We start from the raw sequence: 17,439 nt of genomic DNA on the forward strand, positions 1-17,439 counted from the left end.
GCACCTCTCCTTGTCTACCAAAAAATATGACTCACACCCCTTGAGTGAATATTGCCGGATGACGGCGCTTGCGCCTTATCCGGCCTACATGCGCGGGTGCCACTACACGATTTACATCATGACGACGTCGAACTGCTCCTGGTTATACAGCGGTTCGATTTGTACTTTGACCTGTTTGCCGACAAAGATCTCAACCTCCGCCAGCGCATGTGACTCTTCACCTTTCAGGGTTTCAGCCACTGCCGGAGAGGCATAAACCAGGAAACGATCGGAGTCATATGCATGGTGTACCCGCACGATTTCGCGCATGATTTCATAACATACGGTTTCCACCGTTTTCACCGTACCACGCCCATGGCAGGTTGGACACTCGTTGCACAATACATGTTCCACGCTTTCACGTGTGCGTTTGCGCGTCATCTCCACCAGGCCCAGCTGTGAAAAACCGTTAATGCTGGTTTTTACACGATCCTTGCTCAGAGCCTGCTCCAGGGAGTGCAGCACCCGGCGACGGTGATCTTCATTATTCATGTCGATAAAATCGATAATGATAATGCCGCCGAGGTTACGCAGACGCAGCTGACGAGCAATGGCCTGCGTTGCTTCAATATTAGTATTAAAGATAGTGTCGTCGAGATTACGATGCCCAACAAACGCGCCGGTATTGATGTCGACGGTGGTCATAGCTTCAGTTTGATCGATGATCAGATAACCGCCGGACTTCAGCTCAACCTTGCGTTCCAGCGCGCGCTGGATTTCATTCTCTACGTCAAAGAGATCAAAAATAGGCTGACGCCCGCTGTAATGTTCCAGCTTGCTGGTCATCTCGGGGATATATTCCGCCGTAAATTCCAGTAACGCCTCATAGGTCAGACGGGAGTCGACGCGGATGCGGTCAAGCTGCGCATCAGCAAAGTCACGCAACACGCGCTGTGCCAGTGCCAGTTCACCGTACATCTGGTAGCGCGTTTGCGGGCGCTTTTTACGCTCCATGACTTTTGTCCAGACGCGCTTCAGGTAGGCAGCATCCGAGGCCAGATCCTCTTCGCATACGCCTTCTGCCGCCGTGCGAATGATGAAGCCACCCTGCTCATCGCAGTAATCCGCCACCACTTTTTTCAGACGTTCGCGTTCCGTTTCGCTTTCGATACGTTGGGATACGCCAACGTGCGAGGCCCCCGGCATAAAAACGAGATAACGGGAAGGAAGCGTGATGTCCGTCGTCAGGCGTGCGCCCTTCGTTCCCAAAGGATCTTTTACCACCTGCACCATCAGATCCTGACCCTGGCGCACCAGTTCAGAAATGTCGCGTACGGTGAACTGTTTTTGTTCTTCACCCGCCACGCATTCGGTGTGCGGCATGATGTCAGAAGCGTGAAGAAATGCGGCTTTATCCAGTCCAATATCTACAAAAGCCGCCTGCATACCCGGAAGTACACGACTTACACGACCTTTGTAGATATTGCCTACGATTCCGCGTCGCGCCTCACGTTCAATATGAATTTCCTGCAGAATACCGCCATCAATGTAAGCCACCCGAGTTTCCGATGGCGTTACGTTTACCAACAATTCAGCCGTCATGTTTATCCCTTTTCTCACGCAGTGCGTTAAAATTGGTCAGCAACTCATACGTTTCTACCAGCGGTAAGCCGACTACGGCGTGATAGCTGCCATTTATCTTCCTGACAAAACAGCCACCCAACCCTTGAATACCGTATGCACCTGCTTTATCCATTGGTTCACCGCTGGCAACATAACCCGCGATGTCCTCATCGGTTAGTGCTCTGAATGTCACTTCCGTCACTACCAGGCAGTCCAGACTGTGCTGGCAATCGGCCAGTGCCACGGCCGTCATAACTTGATGCGTTTTGCCCGACAGTTTGCGCAGCATTGCTGCGGCGTGGGCAGCGTCGTGCGGTTTTTCCAGCACTTCGCCATTAAGGATAACGATGGTATCCGCACCCAATACCGGCAAATCGCGCGGTGCCAGCGCTACACCAGCCTGCGCTTTTTCGCGCGCCAGACGGGAAACGTACTGCTGCGCACTTTCCTGCGGGTGCCGCTGTTCTTCAATCCCAGGGATCAGTCGTTCAAACGTAACACCAAGCTGAGCGAGCAACTCCTGACGACGTGGAGAACCTGAAGCAAGATACAGAGTATTCATATCAACCTTATTGCACCGCAAACTGCTGACGGACTTTACGCATCAGTAAGAATAGCCATGGCCAAAGCACGCCATTCACTACACTACTCCAGAACACTTCAGGTCTGAAAGAGACGTTGATCACTAAAAACTCGGCCCAGAAAACAATAATATCCACGACCAGTGATAACAACATGACCACCAGCGCCTGTTGCCAGAGCGCGAGGTTTCGGAATAGCTGGAATTTCAGCGCGACCAGATAAGCAATGATACTCATCGACAATGCGCGCACGCCAAGCGTGGAGCCGCTGATGAGATCCAGTATGGCACCCACCACAAATCCCGTGCCCACATTTACGCGATGCGGCAGCGCCAGGATCCAATACAACAAGATGAGCAGTACCCAGTTTGGCCGGAAAACCAGAATGTCATCCGGCCAGGGCATGACTTGCAGCAACAGTGCAATAAGGAACGAGAGCCAAATCACCCAACGTCCCTGGCTACGATAGCTTGCCACTTACTGTCCTCCCGGCTTACGCGGAGCAGGTTGTGGCGGCGTGGTATCCACAGGCGCAGAAGTCACACCTGTTGCAGGAGTTGGCACTGGCGCAGGCGGCCCCATGGCATCTGGTGCTGGCAGAACTTGCGGCATCATTTGCATCAGACGTTCATTGGCAACGCGGTGTACTTCTTCCGGCGTCATCGGGTTCGCGCCATTACGATCGGCACCCCACAACAGCAACAGATAGCGCAAACGCTGCAGACCCGCGGTCGGGCGAGCCTGAATCACGGTATAAGCGCGCTGAGTGTCCAGCTTAACGGAAGAAACAACAGCAACCGGATAACCTTCAGGGAAACGTCCGCCCAGACCCGAGGTGACCAGCACATCGCCAACGCGAATGTCGGTATTGGCCGGCAGGTGTTCGAGCTGAAGATCGTCAGTGCAGCCGTTACCCGCAGCGATCACGCGAATATCGTTACGCAGAACCTGAATGGGCAGCGCATGCGTCGCATCGCAAATCAGCAGCACGCGGCTCGTCAGTTTAGCCACCGCCACGACCTGACCCACAACGCCTTTGTCACTAATAACCGGCTGACCTTCGTAGACGCCGTTAACGCTCCCTTTGTCGATCACCACCTGATCGCTGTAAGGGTCATTAACCGTTGAGATGACTTGCGTCACCATCTTTTGTTCGTCCTGACGCAATGGCGATCCCAGCAGCTCGCGCAAACGCGCGTTCTCCTGTTTGTATTGCCCCAGCATCAGCAGTTCGCTATTTTTCAGCAGCAGTTCCTGACGCAATGCCCGGTTTTCAAGTTCGAGTTGGTCACGCGAAGCCAGCGTTTGCGACACGCCGTCAAGTAATTCACGAGGACCATTTGAGATAAAGTAGAAAGGACTGACGGCGGTATCCATGTACGTTCGGATTTGACTAAACGTACCCAAGCGGCTGTCGGCAATAATAACGCCGAGCGCCACCAGCACCGCCAGAATAAGGCGAATCTGTAGCGAAGGGCCACGGCTAAAAATTGGCTTCATAGTCTATGCGTATTCTCGTATCAGAGCGGAAGGGCAACCCGCGGGGGCTACCCAACCTGCATCCGATTACTCTTCGCTGAACAGGTCGCCGCCGTGCATGTCGATCATTTCCAGCGCCTTGCCGCCACCGCGCGCCACGCAGGTCAGCGGATCTTCAGCAACAACAACTGGAATACCGGTTTCTTCCATTAACAGACGGTCAAGGTTACGCAGCAGCGCACCGCCACCGGTCAGCACCATACCGCGTTCGGAGATGTCAGACGCCAGTTCCGGCGGGCACTGTTCCAGTGCAACCATTACCGCGCTAACGATACCGGTCAGCGGTTCCTGCAGGGCTTCCAGAATCTCGTTGGAGTTCAGGGTAAAGCCGCGCGGAACGCCTTCAGCCAGGTTACGACCGCGAACTTCGATTTCGCGCACTTCGTCGCCCGGATAAGCGGAACCGATCTCGTGTTTAATACGTTCTGCGGTCGCTTCACCGATCAGAGAACCGTAGTTACGACGAACATAATTAATGATGGCTTCATCAAAGCGGTCGCCGCCAATACGAACAGAAGAGGAGTAAACCACGCCGTTCAGGGAGATAACGGCAACTTCAGTGGTACCACCACCGATATCAACAACCATTGAACCGGTTGCTTCAGAAACTGGCAGACCCGCACCGATCGCAGCCGCCATCGGCTCTTCGATCAGGAAGACTTCACGAGCACCTGCGCCCTGAGCTGATTCACGGATCGCACGGCGTTCAACCTGAGTTGCTCCAACCGGTACACACACCAGTACGCGCGGGCTTGGGCGCATGAAGCTATTGCTGTGCACTTGCTTGATAAAGTGCTGGAGCATTTTTTCAGTCACGAAGAAGTCAGCGATAACGCCGTCTTTCATTGGGCGAATTGCAGCGATATTGCCCGGCGTACGACCCAGCATCTGCTTCGCATCATGACCTACTGCAGCCACGCTTTTCGGCGAACCGGCACGATCCTGACGAATGGCCACAACAGAAGGCTCATTCAATACGATGCCTTGTCCTTTTACATAAATAAGGGTATTCGCGGTACCCAGGTCAATGGACAGGTCATTGGAAAACATGCCACGAAATTTTTTCAACATACTAAGGGATAATCCTGAAAGCTGGGGCGGAAAACAAAATCCGCTTACTTTACCAACCACACGCAGCAGCGACAAGGCGCAAAAATCATCTGCTACGGTGAAAATTAGTGCAGTTCGTTTCCTTTGTTACAAAACCGGCCTGAGTCCATCAGGGCTGAATAAATCAGCAGCACTCCTCGCTTTTGTTTGCAACCTGTCAAAGGTCATTCACCTGCATGTTTGCTGTTACAACCTGGCGAGCAGGCAAGCACACCCCCAGAAGGCACAGCGCGCGTTATTCTACGTGAAAACAAATTAAACGGCAGGTTAAACCGAGTATCTTTGCGAATATTTTTTCACGTTAGTGTCAAGTGGTTGTGATGCAGCAAAAAAATCCCCTTGCCCACCCGCAACTCCGCGTTCTGTCAGCGTATGCCACTCACTACGCGAACGTACGCCCGTAGCGTAAACCTGCGTGGGTGTTCCCGAACAGGCCTCCACCAGGCTTTGAACCAGAAGCTGATTTTCCGTTCGCTTATCAATGTTCCTCACCAGACTTGGATGCAGCTTCAATAACTCAACGTTAAGCTCTTTAATCCAACTGGTGCTCACCAGCGTTAACCCCGCCTGCGTAACGGCAATACGCACGCCCAGCGCATTCATCAATCTGATGACGGGCTGTAACCGGCTGATATGTTGACAGACATCTGCCTCAGCAAGTTCAATAATTATGCGTTTGCGTAATGATTTTTCGCACTGCATCAGCGTATCACGCAGCCAGCGCTGAAAACGTGGGCGAATAAGCGATTCAACCGTTATCTGCATCGCCAGATTTTCCTGCGGCCAGTAACCCAAAAGCAGGGTCAGACGGCTTATCTGCAAACGGTCATACTCTTCAGCCAGGCCAAATTGAAGGACCATCGGCATATATTCCGCCGAAATGACCTCTTCGTTACCATCAAAAATACGGCACATCAGCTCCCGATGGTGCACCCGCCCTTCACGGGTTACTGCAGGCTTTTGATAAATTCTCGGCCCGCCCCGGCTGAGCATCTGTTCGATCAGCGTTCGCCAGCGTACGTTGCCCCGACCTTTTTCCGGCAGCGAGTCATCATAGACCGACCAGCTATTTCCGCCCTGCAATACCGAATTCCGCGTGGCTGCTTCAGCATGATCCATCACTTGCTCCGGCGACTGACCGCTGCGGCAAACGCAAATGCCAATATGAACCATATCGGCACGATCGATCATTTTATTAGCCGGAAGTGCATCTACCGCTTTTAATAATTGCCCGGCAATACTTTCCGCCTCTTTCAACGTGCGGTGTGGCAGCAGGATGGCAAAATCGCTACGGTGGTAGCGCGCCAGCAACGCGCCCGGATAGCGCGTCATAAAAGTCGACAACAAATTGATCAGCGTCGAGATTTGTTCTTCCGCGAGGGTGATTCCCCAGCTATCGCGCAGCAGCGTAAAGTCCGGCAGGCGTACCATCATCACGACGCCATGCGAGCCTACTTTTTCCTGATCTTCCAGCAGCGTGGCCAGTTGGTTATCAAAGAACAGGCGGTTACTTAGCCCAGTTTTTGTATCCTGCGCGACATAGGAACGAATCAGCGTATCCAGGCGGCTGCGTTGCTCGCGAGCATTTTGAATTTCAGTCAGCAGCATATCGAGCGCACTGCTGGTGCGCGCAGGCCATTCATAGACCGTTCCCCGCACGTTTGGCCCACGTTCGCCGTTCAGAATACGTGTGGAACGAATCTCCAGCAGCTCCTGACCCGAAAGCTGGCGCTGAAGCCAGCGCACAGACAAAAAGAGCATCAGAATAATGAAAGCAATGGCTATCGTGAGCGGTGCGGTGGTCAGCTGCGAATGGAAATAGTTACCCATCGGATCCTGATAAACCAGACGCAATGACATGCCCGGATGCTTGACCAACGGTACGGTGATCTCGCGGTAGAGATTGTTCGTCCCTGCCGGTCGGTAGCTACTGGTGCGCGAGTGGTCATACACCACGTGTTCGCCCTGCAACAGTTCGATGCGCACGATATCAACAGAAACCATCAGCTCATCGATTTGCGGGGTTAACGCAACGACATCTCTGGAGACCAGATGCGTATCAATCGCCGTCGCGACCGCCTGCACGCGCGTGGTGAACTTATATTGAATAGCGTTATAGAAACTCAGCGAACAGCCGATCAGAGTCACGAAGATCGTTAACCCAGTAAGCAGCGTGACAAAAGCTGAAAATTTCGTCGTTAATCGCATCCTTGTGTTAACTCCGACAGTTATGAAACAGGCCTGAAAGTGATAAAGCGACCCAAAAATGCAAAACTGAACGCAAAATCCGTCCATTTATACATACAGTGTGGGCATACTACCAAATCAGGTATATCTGGCAATTTATTGCGCAGAATCGGCATCATGTTTTGATTAGCGAGTATAGTCTTCATTAATAATTTTCCAATCCACTATACGAATTGAGGACAGGTTATGCAGGCTTTGATCTTAGAACAGCAGGACGGAAAAACCCTCGCATCCGTTCAACCCCTCGACGAAAATCAGCTACCTGAAGGCGATGTTACGGTGGATATCCACTGGTCAAGCCTGAACTATAAAGATGCTCTGGCTATCACTGGCAAGGGTAAAATCATTCGTAATTTTCCGATGATTCCTGGTATCGATTTCGCCGGTACCGTGCGTGCAAGCGAAGATCCCCGTTTTCATGCGGGTCAGGAAGTGTTACTGACCGGCTGGGGCGTGGGTGAAAATCATTGGGGTGGACTGGCAGAGCGCGCACGCGTGAAAGGCGACTGGCTGGTTGCGCTGCCAAAAGGACTGGATGGGCGTAAAGCCATGGTCATCGGTACCGCCGGCTTTACCGCTATGCTGTGCGTAATGGCGCTTGAAGATGCAGGTATTCGCCCGCAAGACGGTGAAATTGTCGTCACCGGCGCCAGCGGCGGCGTGGGCAGCACAGCCGTTGCGTTACTGCATAAGCTGGGTTATCAGGTTGCGGCGGTTTCGGGCCGTGAAAGCACCCACGACTACCTGAAAAGCCTGGGCGCTAACCGTATTCTTGGCCGCGATGAGTTTGCCGAGTCTCGTCCGCTGGAAAAACAGCTGTGGGCTGGCGCGGTGGATACCGTTGGCGACAAAGTTCTGGCAAAAGTTCTGGCGCAGATGAACTACGGTGGCTGCGTTGCCGCCTGCGGCCTGGCGGGTGGTTTCGCTCTGCCGACCACGGTGATGCCATTCATTCTGCGTAACGTTCGTTTGCAAGGAGTGGACTCGGTGATGACCCCGCCGGCACGCCGTGCAGAGGCCTGGGCGCGTCTGGTTAAGGATCTGCCGGAATCTTTCTATGCCCAGGCGGCAACGGAAATTACGCTGGCGGATGCGCCGAAGTTCGCCGATGCCATCATCAATAACCAGGTGCAAGGCCGTACGCTGGTGAAGGTGAAGTAACAGGCCCTGGCGCAGAAATTTACACTTAATTAACCAAATTTCGCGGCACATCTACAGACTCCCTGCCATATTAACTACGCGTCCCCTGTCAGTTATGACGCGTAAGCCGGGAGTCTGTTATGAAGAAATTACGTCCATTTACAGAAGCCGACATCACTGACGAGTCGGCTTTTTTTATGCAGCGTCGCCAGGTGCTGAAAGCACTAGGGATCAGCGCAGCCGCGTTGTCTTTACCCCACTCTGCTCAGGCTGACCTTCTGAGTTGGTTTAAGGGTAATGACCGCCCGCCCGCACCTGCAGGTAAGCCGCTTGATTTCAGTAAGCCCTCCGCCTGGCAAAATTCACTTCCTTTAACGCCTGCGGATAAGGTTTCTGGCTACAACAACTTCTACGAGTTCGGTCTCGATAAAGCGGATCCGGCAGCCAATGCAGGCAGCCTGAAAACCGATCCGTGGACGTTGCAAATCAGTGGCGAGGTGGCAAAACCACTCACCCTCGATCACGATTCGCTGACCGCCCGTTTCCCGCTGGAAGAACGGATTTATCGGATGCGCTGCGTGGAAGCCTGGTCAATGGTCGTGCCGTGGATCGGCTTTCCGTTACATAAACTGCTGGCGCAGGTTGAACCCACCAGCAACGCAAAGTATGTCGCGTTCGAAACGCTGTACGCACCGGATGATATGCCGGGACAGAAAGATCGCTTTATTGGCGGCGGGCTAAAATATCCCTATGTTGAAGGACTGCGTCTGGATGAAGCAATGCACCCACTCACACTGCTTACTGTGGGGGTTTATGGTAAGGCCCTTCCGCCACAAAATGGCGCGCCCATTCGCTTAATTGTGCCGTGGAAATATGGATTTAAAGGCATTAAGTCGATCGTGAGTATCAAACTCACGCGCGAACGCCCTCCGACAACCTGGAATCTGGCCGCGCCCAATGAATACGGATTTTATGCCAACGTGAATCCGCATGTCGATCACCCCCGCTGGTCCCAGGCCACTGAGCGTTTTATTGGCGCAGGCGGTATCCTGGACGTACAGCGTCAGCCCACGCTGATGTTTAACGGCTATGCCGAAGAGGTTGCATCACTGTATCGCGGACTCAATTTGCAGGAGAATTTTTAAGTGCGTCTGACCGCAAAGCACATTATCAGGCTGAAAGTTTGCCTGCATCTTGCCGGATTATTGCCGTTTATCTGGCTATTTTGGGCGGTAAATCACGGCGGCCTGAGCGCCGATCCGGTCAAAGATATCCAGCACTTTACCGGTAGGACAGCTCTGAAATTCTTGCTGGCGACCTTGCTGGTCTCTCCACTCACGCGCTACGCTAAACAGCCATTATTGATACGCACACGTCGTCTGTTAGGGCTATGGTGTTTCGCCTGGGCAACGCTGCATTTAACCAGCTACGCGTTACTGGAGCTGGGCATTAATAATCTGGCGTTATTAGGGCGCGAATTACTTACGCGACCTTATTTAACATTGGGCATTGCTAGCTGGGTCATATTATTCGCCCTCACCTTAACGTCTACGCAAGCTGCACAGAGAATGCTGGGTAAAAAATGGCAGTATCTGCACAACTTCGTCTATCTTGTGGCGATCCTGGCACCCATACATTATCTGTGGTCGGTAAAAATTATCTCCCCTCAACCGATTATTTATGCAGCGCTCGCGGCGGTGCTGTTAGCGTGCCGTTACAAGAAGTTTCGCCAGTGGTGGCGGTAGTTTCACGTTATGTGCAGTGCGTTGCAAAACACGGACGATCCGATTTTCTTTACATGTTAACGGTTGATTATCTTCCCTGATAAGACCAGTATTTAGCTGCCAATTGCTACGAAATAGTTATAATGTGCGACTTTGCTATCCCCGGTAGCGTTTTTAAAGCGCTGAAAGGGTGACAATCGCATATTGAAGGTATATTTTGTCTTTTACCCGAAAATGGCAGAAGATAGCCGCACAATGACTAACAAGTCTGGCAATCTCATTTAATGGCAGCAGCACCCAGTGCAGCGCCTGAGATGCGTGGCATCTTGTCACTCACTGTTATAAAAATGCTATACAGACGGCGGTAAAACGCTTGTCACAATCTCACTAAACAAAGAGTACGGAACCCACTCATGGATATTCGTAAGATTAAAAAACTGATCGAGCTGGTTGAAGAATCAGGCATCTCCGAACTGGAAATTTCTGAAGGCGAAGAATCTGTACGCATCAGCCGTGCAGCGCCAGCTGCAAGTTTTCCGATGATGCAACAGGCTTATGCTGCACCAGTGATGCAGCAGCCAGCTCTGTCTAACGCTGTCGCACAAACTGCCTCTCCAAGTATGGAAGCTCCGGCAGCAGCGGAAATCAGTGGTCACATCGTACGCTCCCCAATGGTTGGTACGTTCTACCGCACCCCGAGCCCGGATGCGAAAGCGTTCATCGAAATCGGCCAGAAAGTGAATGCGGGCGATACCCTGTGCATCGTTGAAGCCATGAAAATGATGAACCAGATCGAAGCCGACAAATCCGGCGTAGTTAAAGCGATTCTGGTAGAAAGCGGTCAACCGGTAGAATTTGACGAGCCGCTGGTCGTCATCGAATAACGAGGCGAACATGTTGGATAAAATTGTTATCGCCAACCGCGGCGAGATTGCCTTGCGTATTCTTCGTGCCTGTAAAGAACTGGGCATCAAGACTGTCGCGGTGCATTCAAGCGCGGATCGCGATTTAAAACACGTATTGCTGGCGGATGAGACGGTCTGTATTGGCCCGGCAGCATCCGTAAAAAGCTATCTGAACATCCCGGCTATCATTAGCGCTGCTGAAATCACTGGCGCGGTGGCAATTCACCCGGGTTATGGCTTCCTCTCTGAGAACGCCAACTTTGCTGAACAGGTAGAACGTTCCGGCTTTATCTTCATCGGCCCGAAAGCCGACACCATCCGCCTGATGGGTGACAAAGTGTCCGCAATCACCGCGATGAAGAAAGCAGGTGTACCAACAGTCCCAGGCTCTGACGGCCCGCTGGGTGATGACATGGACGCTAACCGCGCTCATGCTAAACGCATCGGTTATCCGGTTATCATCAAAGCCTCCGGCGGCGGCGGCGGTCGCGGTATGCGCGTCGTGCGCAGCGATGCCGAACTGGCACAATCCATCTCCATGACCAAAGCGGAAGCGAAAGCGGCTTTCAACAACGACATGGTTTACATGGAGAAGTACCTGGAAAACCCACGCCACATTGAGATTCAGGTGCTGGCAGACGGTCAGGGTAACGCAATTTATCTGGCAGAGCGTGACTGCTCCATGCAGCGTCGTCACCAGAAAGTTGTCGAAGAAGCACCTGCACCGGGCATTACTCCGGAACTGCGTCGCTACATCGGCGAGCGTTGCGCCAAAGCCTGTGTTGATATCGGCTATCGCGGGGCGGGTACTTTCGAGTTCCTGTTCGAAAACGGCGAGTTCTACTTCATTGAGATGAACACCCGTATTCAGGTTGAACACCCGGTAACCGAAATGATCACCGGCGTTGACCTGATCAAAGAGCAACTGCGCATCGCAGCGGGTCAACCGCTGTCCATCAAGCAGGACGAAGTTGTGGTTAAAGGCCATGCGGTAGAATGCCGTATCAATGCCGAAGACCCGAACACCTTCCTGCCAAGCCCGGGTAAAATCACGCGTTTCCACGCGCCGGGTGGTTTTGGTGTGCGTTGGGAGTCTCATATTTACGCAGGCTACACCGTACCTCCGTACTATGACTCAATGATCGGTAAGCTGATCTGCTATGGCGAAAACCGCGACGTCGCTATCGCCCGTATGAAAAACGCCTTGCAGGAACTGATCATCGACGGTATCAAAACCAACGTTGACCTGCAGATCCGTATCATGAATGACGAGCACTTCCAGCACGGTGGAACCAATATCCACTATCTGGAGAAAAAACTCGGACTTCAGGAAAAGTAAGCGTGCGTTAACCAAAAAGGCCGGAAATTCCGGCCTTTTGTTTTTCTCCCCTCCCGCACGTGCCATAAGGTACAATCCCCGCTTTCTTTATCCACAAGGGACAAAAAATGGACGCTCGTTTTGTTCAGGCCCATAAAGAGGCGCGCTGGGCGCTGTGGCTAACCCTTTTATATCTGGTTACATGGTTAGTGACCGCTTACTTACCTGATTCAACGCTGGGTTTTACCGGCTTACCGCACTGGTTCGAAATGGCCTGCCTGCTAACGCCGCTGGTTTTCATCGTGCTGTGCTGGGCGATGGTGAAGTTTATCTATCGCGACATTTCGTTGGAGGATGACGATGCAGCTTGAAGTTATTTTACCGCTGGTCGCCTATCTTCTGGTGGTCTTCGGTCTTTCTGTTTACGCCATGCGTAAGAGAGTGACCGGTACCTTCCTGAATGAATATTTCCTTGGCAGCCGTTCCATGGGCGGGGTCGTGTTAGCGATGACGCTAACGGCAACCTACATTAGCGCCAGCTCGTTTATTGGCGGTCCTGGCGCTGCTTACAAATACGGACTGGGATGGGTGCTGCTGGCGATGATCCAGTTGCCTGCCGTCTGGCTCTCATTGGGGATTCTTGGTAAGAAATTCGCGATTCTGGCGCGTCGTTATAATGCTGTTACCCTCAACGATATGCTGTTTGCGCGCTACCAGAGCCGCCTGCTGGTGTGGCTGGCGAGTCTCAGCCTGCTGGTCGCGTTTGTCGGAGCAATGACCGTACAGTTTATTGGCGGCGCACGTCTGCTTGAAACCGCAGCGGGCATTCCTTACGAAACTGGATTGCTGATTTTTGGCGTCAGTATCGCATTGTATACGGCGTTCGGCGGATTTCGCGCCAGTGTACTGAACGATACCATGCAGGGTATGGTGATGCTGATTGGAACTATCGTTTTGCTGGTCGGCGTCGTCCATGCTGCCGGTGGCCTTAGCAATGCGGTGGTAACCCTGCAGACTATCGATCCTAAACTGGTCTCGCCGCAGGGCGCTGATGACATTTTGTCACCCACGTTTATGACCTCATTTTGGGTATTGGTGTGTTTTGGCGTAATTGGCCTGCCGCATACGGCGGTACGCTGCATCTCTTATAAAGACAGTAAAGCGGTACACCGCGGCATTATCATCGGCACCATAGTGGTGGCGATCCTGATGTTTGGTATGCATCTGGCGGGTGCTCTGGGACGGGCGGTAATCCCTGACCTGACGGTACCAGACCTGGTTATCCCTACGCTGATGGTCAAAGTCTTGCCGCCGATCGCTGCCGGGATCTTCCTTGCGGCTCCCATGGCCGCGATCATGTCGACGATCAATGCCCAATTGCTGCAAAGTTCCGCTACGATCATTAAGGATCTGTACCTGAACCTTCGTCCGGAACAGCTTAAAAATGAAACCCGGCTGAAGCGCATGTCAGCAGTGATTACCCTATTGCTGGGCGCGTTACTGTTGCTGGCCGCCTGGAAACCACCAGAGATGATTATCTGGCTGAATCTGCTGGCGTTTGGCGGGCTGGAAGCCGTCTTCCTGTGGCCGCTGGTGCTGGGCCTCTACTGGGAGCGGGCAAACGCGTCAGGCGCATTGAGCGCGATGATTGTCGGCGGCGTGCTTTATGCTTTACTCGCCACCTTTAACGTTCAGTTCCTGGGCTTCCATCCAATCGTGCCCTCGTTACTGATAAGCTTGCTGGCTTTCCTGATCGGCAACCGTTTCGGTTCCGCCGTCCCGCAAGTCGCCATATTGACTACTGATAAATAAAGAGTTTTGCCATGCCATGGATCCAACTGAAACTGAACACGACCGGTGCCAACGCTGAAGAGTTGAGCGATGCGCTGATGGAAGCGGGCTCCGTTTCCATTACTTTCCAGGATACGCATGATACGCCGGTATTTGAACCTCTGCCGGGCGAGACTCGCCTGTGGGGTGATACCGACGTTATCGGCTTGTTCGATGCAGAAACCGACATGAAAGAAGTTGTTGCCATCCTGGAACAGCATCCGCTGCTGGGTGAAGGCTTCGTGCATAAAATCGAACAGCTCGAAGACAAAGACTGGGAACGCGAATGGATGGATAACTTCCACCCGATGCGCTTTGGCGAACGTTTGTGGATTTGCCCGAGCTGGCGCGATGTCCCGGATGAGAATGCTGTCAACGTGATGCTGGACCCGGGTCTGGCGTTTGGTACAGGCACGCACCCCACCACCTCTCTGTGCCTGCAATGGCTGGACGGTCTTGATCTTAACGGTAAAACGGTTATCGACTTTGGCTGCGGCTCCGGCATTCTTGCCATTGCGGCACTGAAACTGGGTGCGGCGAAAGCCATTGGCGTGGATATCGATCCGCAAGCGATTCAGGCCAGCCGTGATAACGCCCAGCGTAATGGTGTTTCTGAGCGTCTGGAGCTTTATCTGCCGAAAGACCAGCCAGAGGCGATGAAAGCCGACGTGGTGGTCGCCAACATCCTTGCTGGCCCATTACGTGAACTGGCTCCTTTAATCAGCGTACTGCCCGTAGAAGGCGGTTTGCTGGGGCTTTCTGGTATTCTTGCCAGCCAGGCGGAAAGCGTCTGTGAAGCCTATGCCGATCTCTTTACGCTCGATCCGGTTATTGAGAAAGAAGAGTGGTGTCGCATTACCGGCCAGAAAAAATAATCCCTTCCGGCGTGGTTATCTGACCACGCCATTTTCAGACAATAGACCAGCATACCGACACTTTCCTCAGCGATATAATAATCAATTGATTTTGTTATTTTTTATATTGATTTTCATTGAGTAAACGTATGCGTTTCAACTGTTTTACAACAACTTTGCTGGCAGCATGCCTGATGCCACTGACCACGCTGGCCGTACCATGGGGATATACCGAAGAAAATGGCCCCGCACGGTGGGGAGAAATCAGCAAAGCGTATGCAACGTGCCAGACAGGCATAAACCAATCCCCCATAGACATCCAGACCACCACAACCAGTAAACTCGGTCTTCCCGCGCTCAACATGCAGTACGTCGATGGCCCAACTAGATTTCGGAGCATTAACCATACGTTGCAGGCAACGATGAGTAGCTATACATCTAATTCCATTGAAATTGATGAAACGCTTTATTATTTAAAACAATTTGAATTCCACGCCCCGAGTGAACATGCCCTCAACGGTAAAACCTATCCGCTGGAGCTGCAGCTGCTCCACAAAAATCAATCCGGAGACATCGCTATCGTGGCGGTTATGTTTGACGTCGGCGAACCGAACCAGGCGATTCAAAATTTGTGGGAGTCCTTTCCAGCCATGGAAGACAGCAGTATGCCCATCTTCTCACCAGTTAATATCAATCAGCTTTTACCCGACAATAAAACCTACTGGCGCTACCGTGGTTCGTTAACAACGCCACCCTGCACCGAAGGCGTCACCTGGGCTGTCCTGAAAACGCCTGTTGCTCTTTCAGCCGAACAGTTGGATAAATTTCACTACATTGTTGGGCCTGCAAACAATCGCCCGCTGCAGCCGTTGAATGAACGCAAGATTACGGACAGCTATTCTGGGGATACCGAGATCCTGTACTAAAATGAGGTAGCGATCACACAATGGCGAGGTAATTTGCTGATTAATTCAGCAGAATATCTTGTCAGTACCTTCTGCAACTGAAGAAAAAATGAGAAGTTACGCAAAATTATATGTGTATATAAAATCGACACATTTTTATAATGCAATGATTTATATGATTAAATATTTTCATGCGTTCACATTTACGGCAATTCATTGATCCACCTCAGTGGATTGGTCAAAGTTTGGCCTTTCATCTCGTGCGAAAAATGCGTAATATACGCCGCCTTGCAGTCACAGTATGGTCATTTCTTAACTCATGCGCATCGGACAATACCAGCTCAGAAATCGCCTGATCGCAGCACCTATGGCTGGCATCACTGACAGACCATTCAGGACGCTGTGCTATGAGATGGGAGCCGGGTTGACGGTATCCGAGATGATGTCTTCTAACCCTCAGGTTTGGGAAAGTGACAAGTCTCGTTTACGGATGGTGCACGTTGATGAGCCAGGAATTCGCACGGTGCAAATTGCCGGTAGCGACCCTGTTGAGATGGCCGATGCCGCACGTATTAACGTGGAAAGCGGCGCCCAGATTATTGATATCAATATGGGGTGTCCGGCTAAAAAAGTGAATCGTAAGCTCGCAGGTTCAGCCCTCTTGCAGTACCCGGATTTAGTGAAGTCGATACTAACCGAGGTCGTCAATGCAGTGGACGTTCCTGTCACACTCAAGATTCGCACCGGCTGGGCTCCGGAACACCGTAACTGCGTAGAGATTGCCCAACTGGCTGAAGATTGTGGCATTCAGGCTCTGACCATTCATGGACGCACCCGCGCCTGTTTGTTCAATGGAGATGCTGAGTACGACAGTATTCGGGCAGTTAAGCAGAAAGTTTCCATTCCGATTATCGCGAATGGCGACATTACTGACCCGCATAAAGCCAGAGCTGTACTCGACTATACGGGGGCGGATGCCCTGATGATAGGACGTGCAGCTCAGGGAAGACCCTGGATCTTTCGGGAAATCCAGCATTATCTGGACACTGGGGAGCTGCTGCCCCCGCTGCCTCTGGCAGAGGTGAAGCGCTTGCTTTGTGCGCACGTTCGGGAACTGCACGACTTTTATGGTCAGGCAAAAGGGTACCGAATTGCGCGTAAACACGTATCCTGGTATCTCCAGGAACACGCTCCGGATGACCAGTTTCGGCGCACATTCAACGCCATTGAAGATTCCAGCGAACAGCTGGCGGCGTTGGAGGCATACTTCGAAAATTTTGCGTAAACAGAAATAAAGAGCTGACAGAACTATGTTCGAACAACGCGTAAATTCTGACGTACTGACCGTTTCTACCGTTAACTCTCAGGACCAGGTAACTCAAAAGCCCCTGCGTGACTCGGTTAAACAGGCACTGAAGAACTATTTTGCTCAATTGAATGGTCAGGATGTTAACGATCTCTATGAGCTGGTACTGGCTGAAGTAGAACAGCCCCTGTTGGACATGGTGATGCAATACACCCGCGGTAACCAGACCCGTGCTGCCCTGATGATGGGCATCAACCGTGGTACGCTGCGTAAAAAACTGAAAAAATACGGCATGAACTGATACTAATCAGTTAAATGTTTGTTTTAAAAGGCGCTACTCGGCATGGGGAAGCGCCTTTTTTATTAACTTCACACGGG

At 52.2% G+C, this 17,439-nt stretch carries 17 protein-coding genes; 11 read left to right on the top strand and 6 right to left on the bottom strand.

What is annotated here, in order from left to right; translation table 11 throughout:
• Window positions 1-111: 111 nt before the first annotated feature.
• The 6 genes from rng to csrD all read right to left on the bottom strand — a co-directional run bounded on the left by rng (window position 112) and on the right by csrD (window position 7,040).
• A complete protein-coding gene (gene rng, locus SK34_RS09225) occupies window positions 112-1,581 on the bottom strand; it encodes a ribonuclease G (protein WP_003025190.1) in 1,470 nt (489 codons plus the stop codon).
• On the bottom strand, window positions 1,571-2,164 hold the full coding sequence (locus SK34_RS09230; RefSeq protein ID WP_003839891.1) for a Maf family protein: 594 nt from the start codon (window positions 2,162-2,164) through the stop codon (window positions 1,571-1,573). Before SK34_RS09230 ends, rng begins: the two co-directional genes overlap by 11 nt.
• Before the next feature lie 7 nt (window positions 2,165-2,171).
• Window positions 2,172-2,660 carry a rod shape-determining protein MreD gene (gene mreD, locus SK34_RS09235; protein WP_003025196.1) on the bottom strand — a complete coding sequence of 163 codons (489 nt, stop codon included), beginning with the start codon at window positions 2,658-2,660 and terminating at the stop codon, window positions 2,172-2,174.
• Window positions 2,661-3,683, bottom strand: a complete 1,023-nt coding sequence (gene mreC, locus SK34_RS09240; protein ID WP_003844819.1) for a rod shape-determining protein MreC — start codon at window positions 3,681-3,683, stop codon at window positions 2,661-2,663.
• Between the two features lie 66 nt (window positions 3,684-3,749).
• Entirely contained in the window at window positions 3,750-4,793 is a 1,044-nt protein-coding gene (gene mreB, locus SK34_RS09245; RefSeq protein WP_000913396.1) for a rod shape-determining protein MreB, read from the bottom strand.
• A 306-nt stretch (window positions 4,794-5,099) separates the two neighbouring features.
• Window positions 5,100-7,040 carry an RNase E specificity factor CsrD gene (gene csrD / locus SK34_RS09250; RefSeq protein WP_048232888.1) on the bottom strand — a complete coding sequence of 647 codons (1,941 nt, stop codon included), beginning with the start codon at window positions 7,038-7,040 and terminating at the stop codon, window positions 5,100-5,102.
• Between the two features lie 225 nt (window positions 7,041-7,265).
• Here csrD and acuI point away from each other — a divergent pair, with 225 nt between their 5' ends.
• The 11 genes from acuI to fis all read left to right on the top strand — a co-directional run bounded on the left by acuI (window position 7,266) and on the right by fis (window position 17,362).
• On the top strand, window positions 7,266-8,240 hold the full coding sequence (gene acuI, locus SK34_RS09255) for an acrylyl-CoA reductase (NADPH) (protein ID WP_016151069.1): 975 nt from the start codon (window positions 7,266-7,268) through the stop codon (window positions 8,238-8,240).
• Between the two features lie 119 nt (window positions 8,241-8,359).
• Window positions 8,360-9,364 carry a protein-methionine-sulfoxide reductase catalytic subunit MsrP gene (gene msrP / locus SK34_RS09260; RefSeq protein WP_016151070.1) on the top strand — a complete coding sequence of 335 codons (1,005 nt, stop codon included), beginning with the start codon at window positions 8,360-8,362 and terminating at the stop codon, window positions 9,362-9,364.
• The gene (gene msrQ, locus SK34_RS09265) at window positions 9,365-9,964 is read left to right on the top strand and encodes a protein-methionine-sulfoxide reductase heme-binding subunit MsrQ (protein ID WP_016151071.1); all 600 of its coding nucleotides are present in this window, start codon (window positions 9,365-9,367) and stop codon (window positions 9,962-9,964) included. It abuts the gene before it with no gap.
• A 392-nt stretch (window positions 9,965-10,356) separates the two neighbouring features.
• The gene (accB, locus tag SK34_RS09270) at window positions 10,357-10,827 is read left to right on the top strand and encodes an acetyl-CoA carboxylase biotin carboxyl carrier protein (protein ID WP_003025210.1); all 471 of its coding nucleotides are present in this window, start codon (window positions 10,357-10,359) and stop codon (window positions 10,825-10,827) included.
• Between the two features lie 10 nt (window positions 10,828-10,837).
• Window positions 10,838-12,187 (top strand): acetyl-CoA carboxylase biotin carboxylase subunit, encoded by a 1,350-nt coding sequence (gene accC / locus SK34_RS09275; protein WP_003025213.1) that lies wholly within the window; start codon window positions 10,838-10,840, stop codon window positions 12,185-12,187.
• Between the two features lie 107 nt (window positions 12,188-12,294).
• Window positions 12,295-12,537 carry a YhdT family protein gene (locus SK34_RS09280; RefSeq protein WP_003025216.1) on the top strand — a complete coding sequence of 81 codons (243 nt, stop codon included), beginning with the start codon at window positions 12,295-12,297 and terminating at the stop codon, window positions 12,535-12,537.
• Window positions 12,527-13,978 carry a sodium/pantothenate symporter gene (gene panF / locus SK34_RS09285; protein WP_003839880.1) on the top strand — a complete coding sequence of 484 codons (1,452 nt, stop codon included), beginning with the start codon at window positions 12,527-12,529 and terminating at the stop codon, window positions 13,976-13,978. The genes SK34_RS09280 and panF overlap by 11 nt, the downstream gene beginning before the upstream one ends.
• A gap of 11 nt (window positions 13,979-13,989) precedes the next feature.
• The gene (gene prmA / locus SK34_RS09290; RefSeq protein ID WP_003839878.1) at window positions 13,990-14,871 is read left to right on the top strand and encodes a 50S ribosomal protein L11 methyltransferase; all 882 of its coding nucleotides are present in this window, start codon (window positions 13,990-13,992) and stop codon (window positions 14,869-14,871) included.
• Between the two features lie 128 nt (window positions 14,872-14,999).
• Entirely contained in the window at window positions 15,000-15,776 is a 777-nt protein-coding gene (locus tag SK34_RS09295; protein WP_048232890.1) for a carbonic anhydrase, read from the top strand.
• Window positions 15,777-16,074: 298 nt separating this feature from the next.
• A complete protein-coding gene (gene dusB / locus SK34_RS09300) occupies window positions 16,075-17,040 on the top strand; it encodes a tRNA dihydrouridine synthase DusB (RefSeq protein ID WP_003025224.1) in 966 nt (321 codons plus the stop codon).
• Window positions 17,041-17,065: 25 nt separating this feature from the next.
• A complete protein-coding gene (gene fis / locus SK34_RS09305; RefSeq protein ID WP_000462905.1) occupies window positions 17,066-17,362 on the top strand; it encodes a DNA-binding transcriptional regulator Fis in 297 nt (98 codons plus the stop codon).
• The last annotated feature ends 77 nt before the right edge of the window (window positions 17,363-17,439 follow it).

Origin of the sequence: Citrobacter sp. MGH104 (assembly GCF_001034485.1) — a bacterium.
Classification (GTDB): Bacteria; Pseudomonadota; Gammaproteobacteria; order Enterobacterales; family Enterobacteriaceae; genus Citrobacter; species Citrobacter freundii.

Bases quoted from the DNA above. Each gene is read 5' to 3' on its own strand.
- acuI (WP_016151069.1), top strand. From the start codon at position 7,266: ATGCAGGCTTTGATCTTAGAACAGCAGGACGGAAAAACCCTCGCATCC.
- csrD (WP_048232888.1), bottom strand. From the start codon at position 7,040: ATGCGATTAACGACGAAATTTTCAGCTTTTGTCACGCTGCTTACTGGG.
- SK34_RS09280 (WP_003025216.1), top strand. From the start codon at position 12,295: ATGGACGCTCGTTTTGTTCAGGCCCATAAAGAGGCGCGCTGGGCGCTG.
- accB (WP_003025210.1), top strand. From the start codon at position 10,357: ATGGATATTCGTAAGATTAAAAAACTGATCGAGCTGGTTGAAGAATCA.
- SK34_RS09295 (WP_048232890.1), top strand. From the start codon at position 15,000: ATGCGTTTCAACTGTTTTACAACAACTTTGCTGGCAGCATGCCTGATG.
- rng (WP_003025190.1), bottom strand. From the start codon at position 1,581: ATGACGGCTGAATTGTTGGTAAACGTAACGCCATCGGAAACTCGGGTG.
- mreB (WP_000913396.1), bottom strand. From the start codon at position 4,793: ATGTTGAAAAAATTTCGTGGCATGTTTTCCAATGACCTGTCCATTGAC.
- SK34_RS09230 (WP_003839891.1), bottom strand. From the start codon at position 2,164: ATGAATACTCTGTATCTTGCTTCAGGTTCTCCACGTCGTCAGGAGTTG.
- panF (WP_003839880.1), top strand. From the start codon at position 12,527: ATGCAGCTTGAAGTTATTTTACCGCTGGTCGCCTATCTTCTGGTGGTC.
- accC (WP_003025213.1), top strand. From the start codon at position 10,838: ATGTTGGATAAAATTGTTATCGCCAACCGCGGCGAGATTGCCTTGCGT.
- prmA (WP_003839878.1), top strand. From the start codon at position 13,990: ATGCCATGGATCCAACTGAAACTGAACACGACCGGTGCCAACGCTGAA.
- mreC (WP_003844819.1), bottom strand. From the start codon at position 3,683: ATGAAGCCAATTTTTAGCCGTGGCCCTTCGCTACAGATTCGCCTTATT.
- fis (WP_000462905.1), top strand. From the start codon at position 17,066: ATGTTCGAACAACGCGTAAATTCTGACGTACTGACCGTTTCTACCGTT.
- dusB (WP_003025224.1), top strand. From the start codon at position 16,075: ATGCGCATCGGACAATACCAGCTCAGAAATCGCCTGATCGCAGCACCT.
- msrP (WP_016151070.1), top strand. From the start codon at position 8,360: ATGAAGAAATTACGTCCATTTACAGAAGCCGACATCACTGACGAGTCG.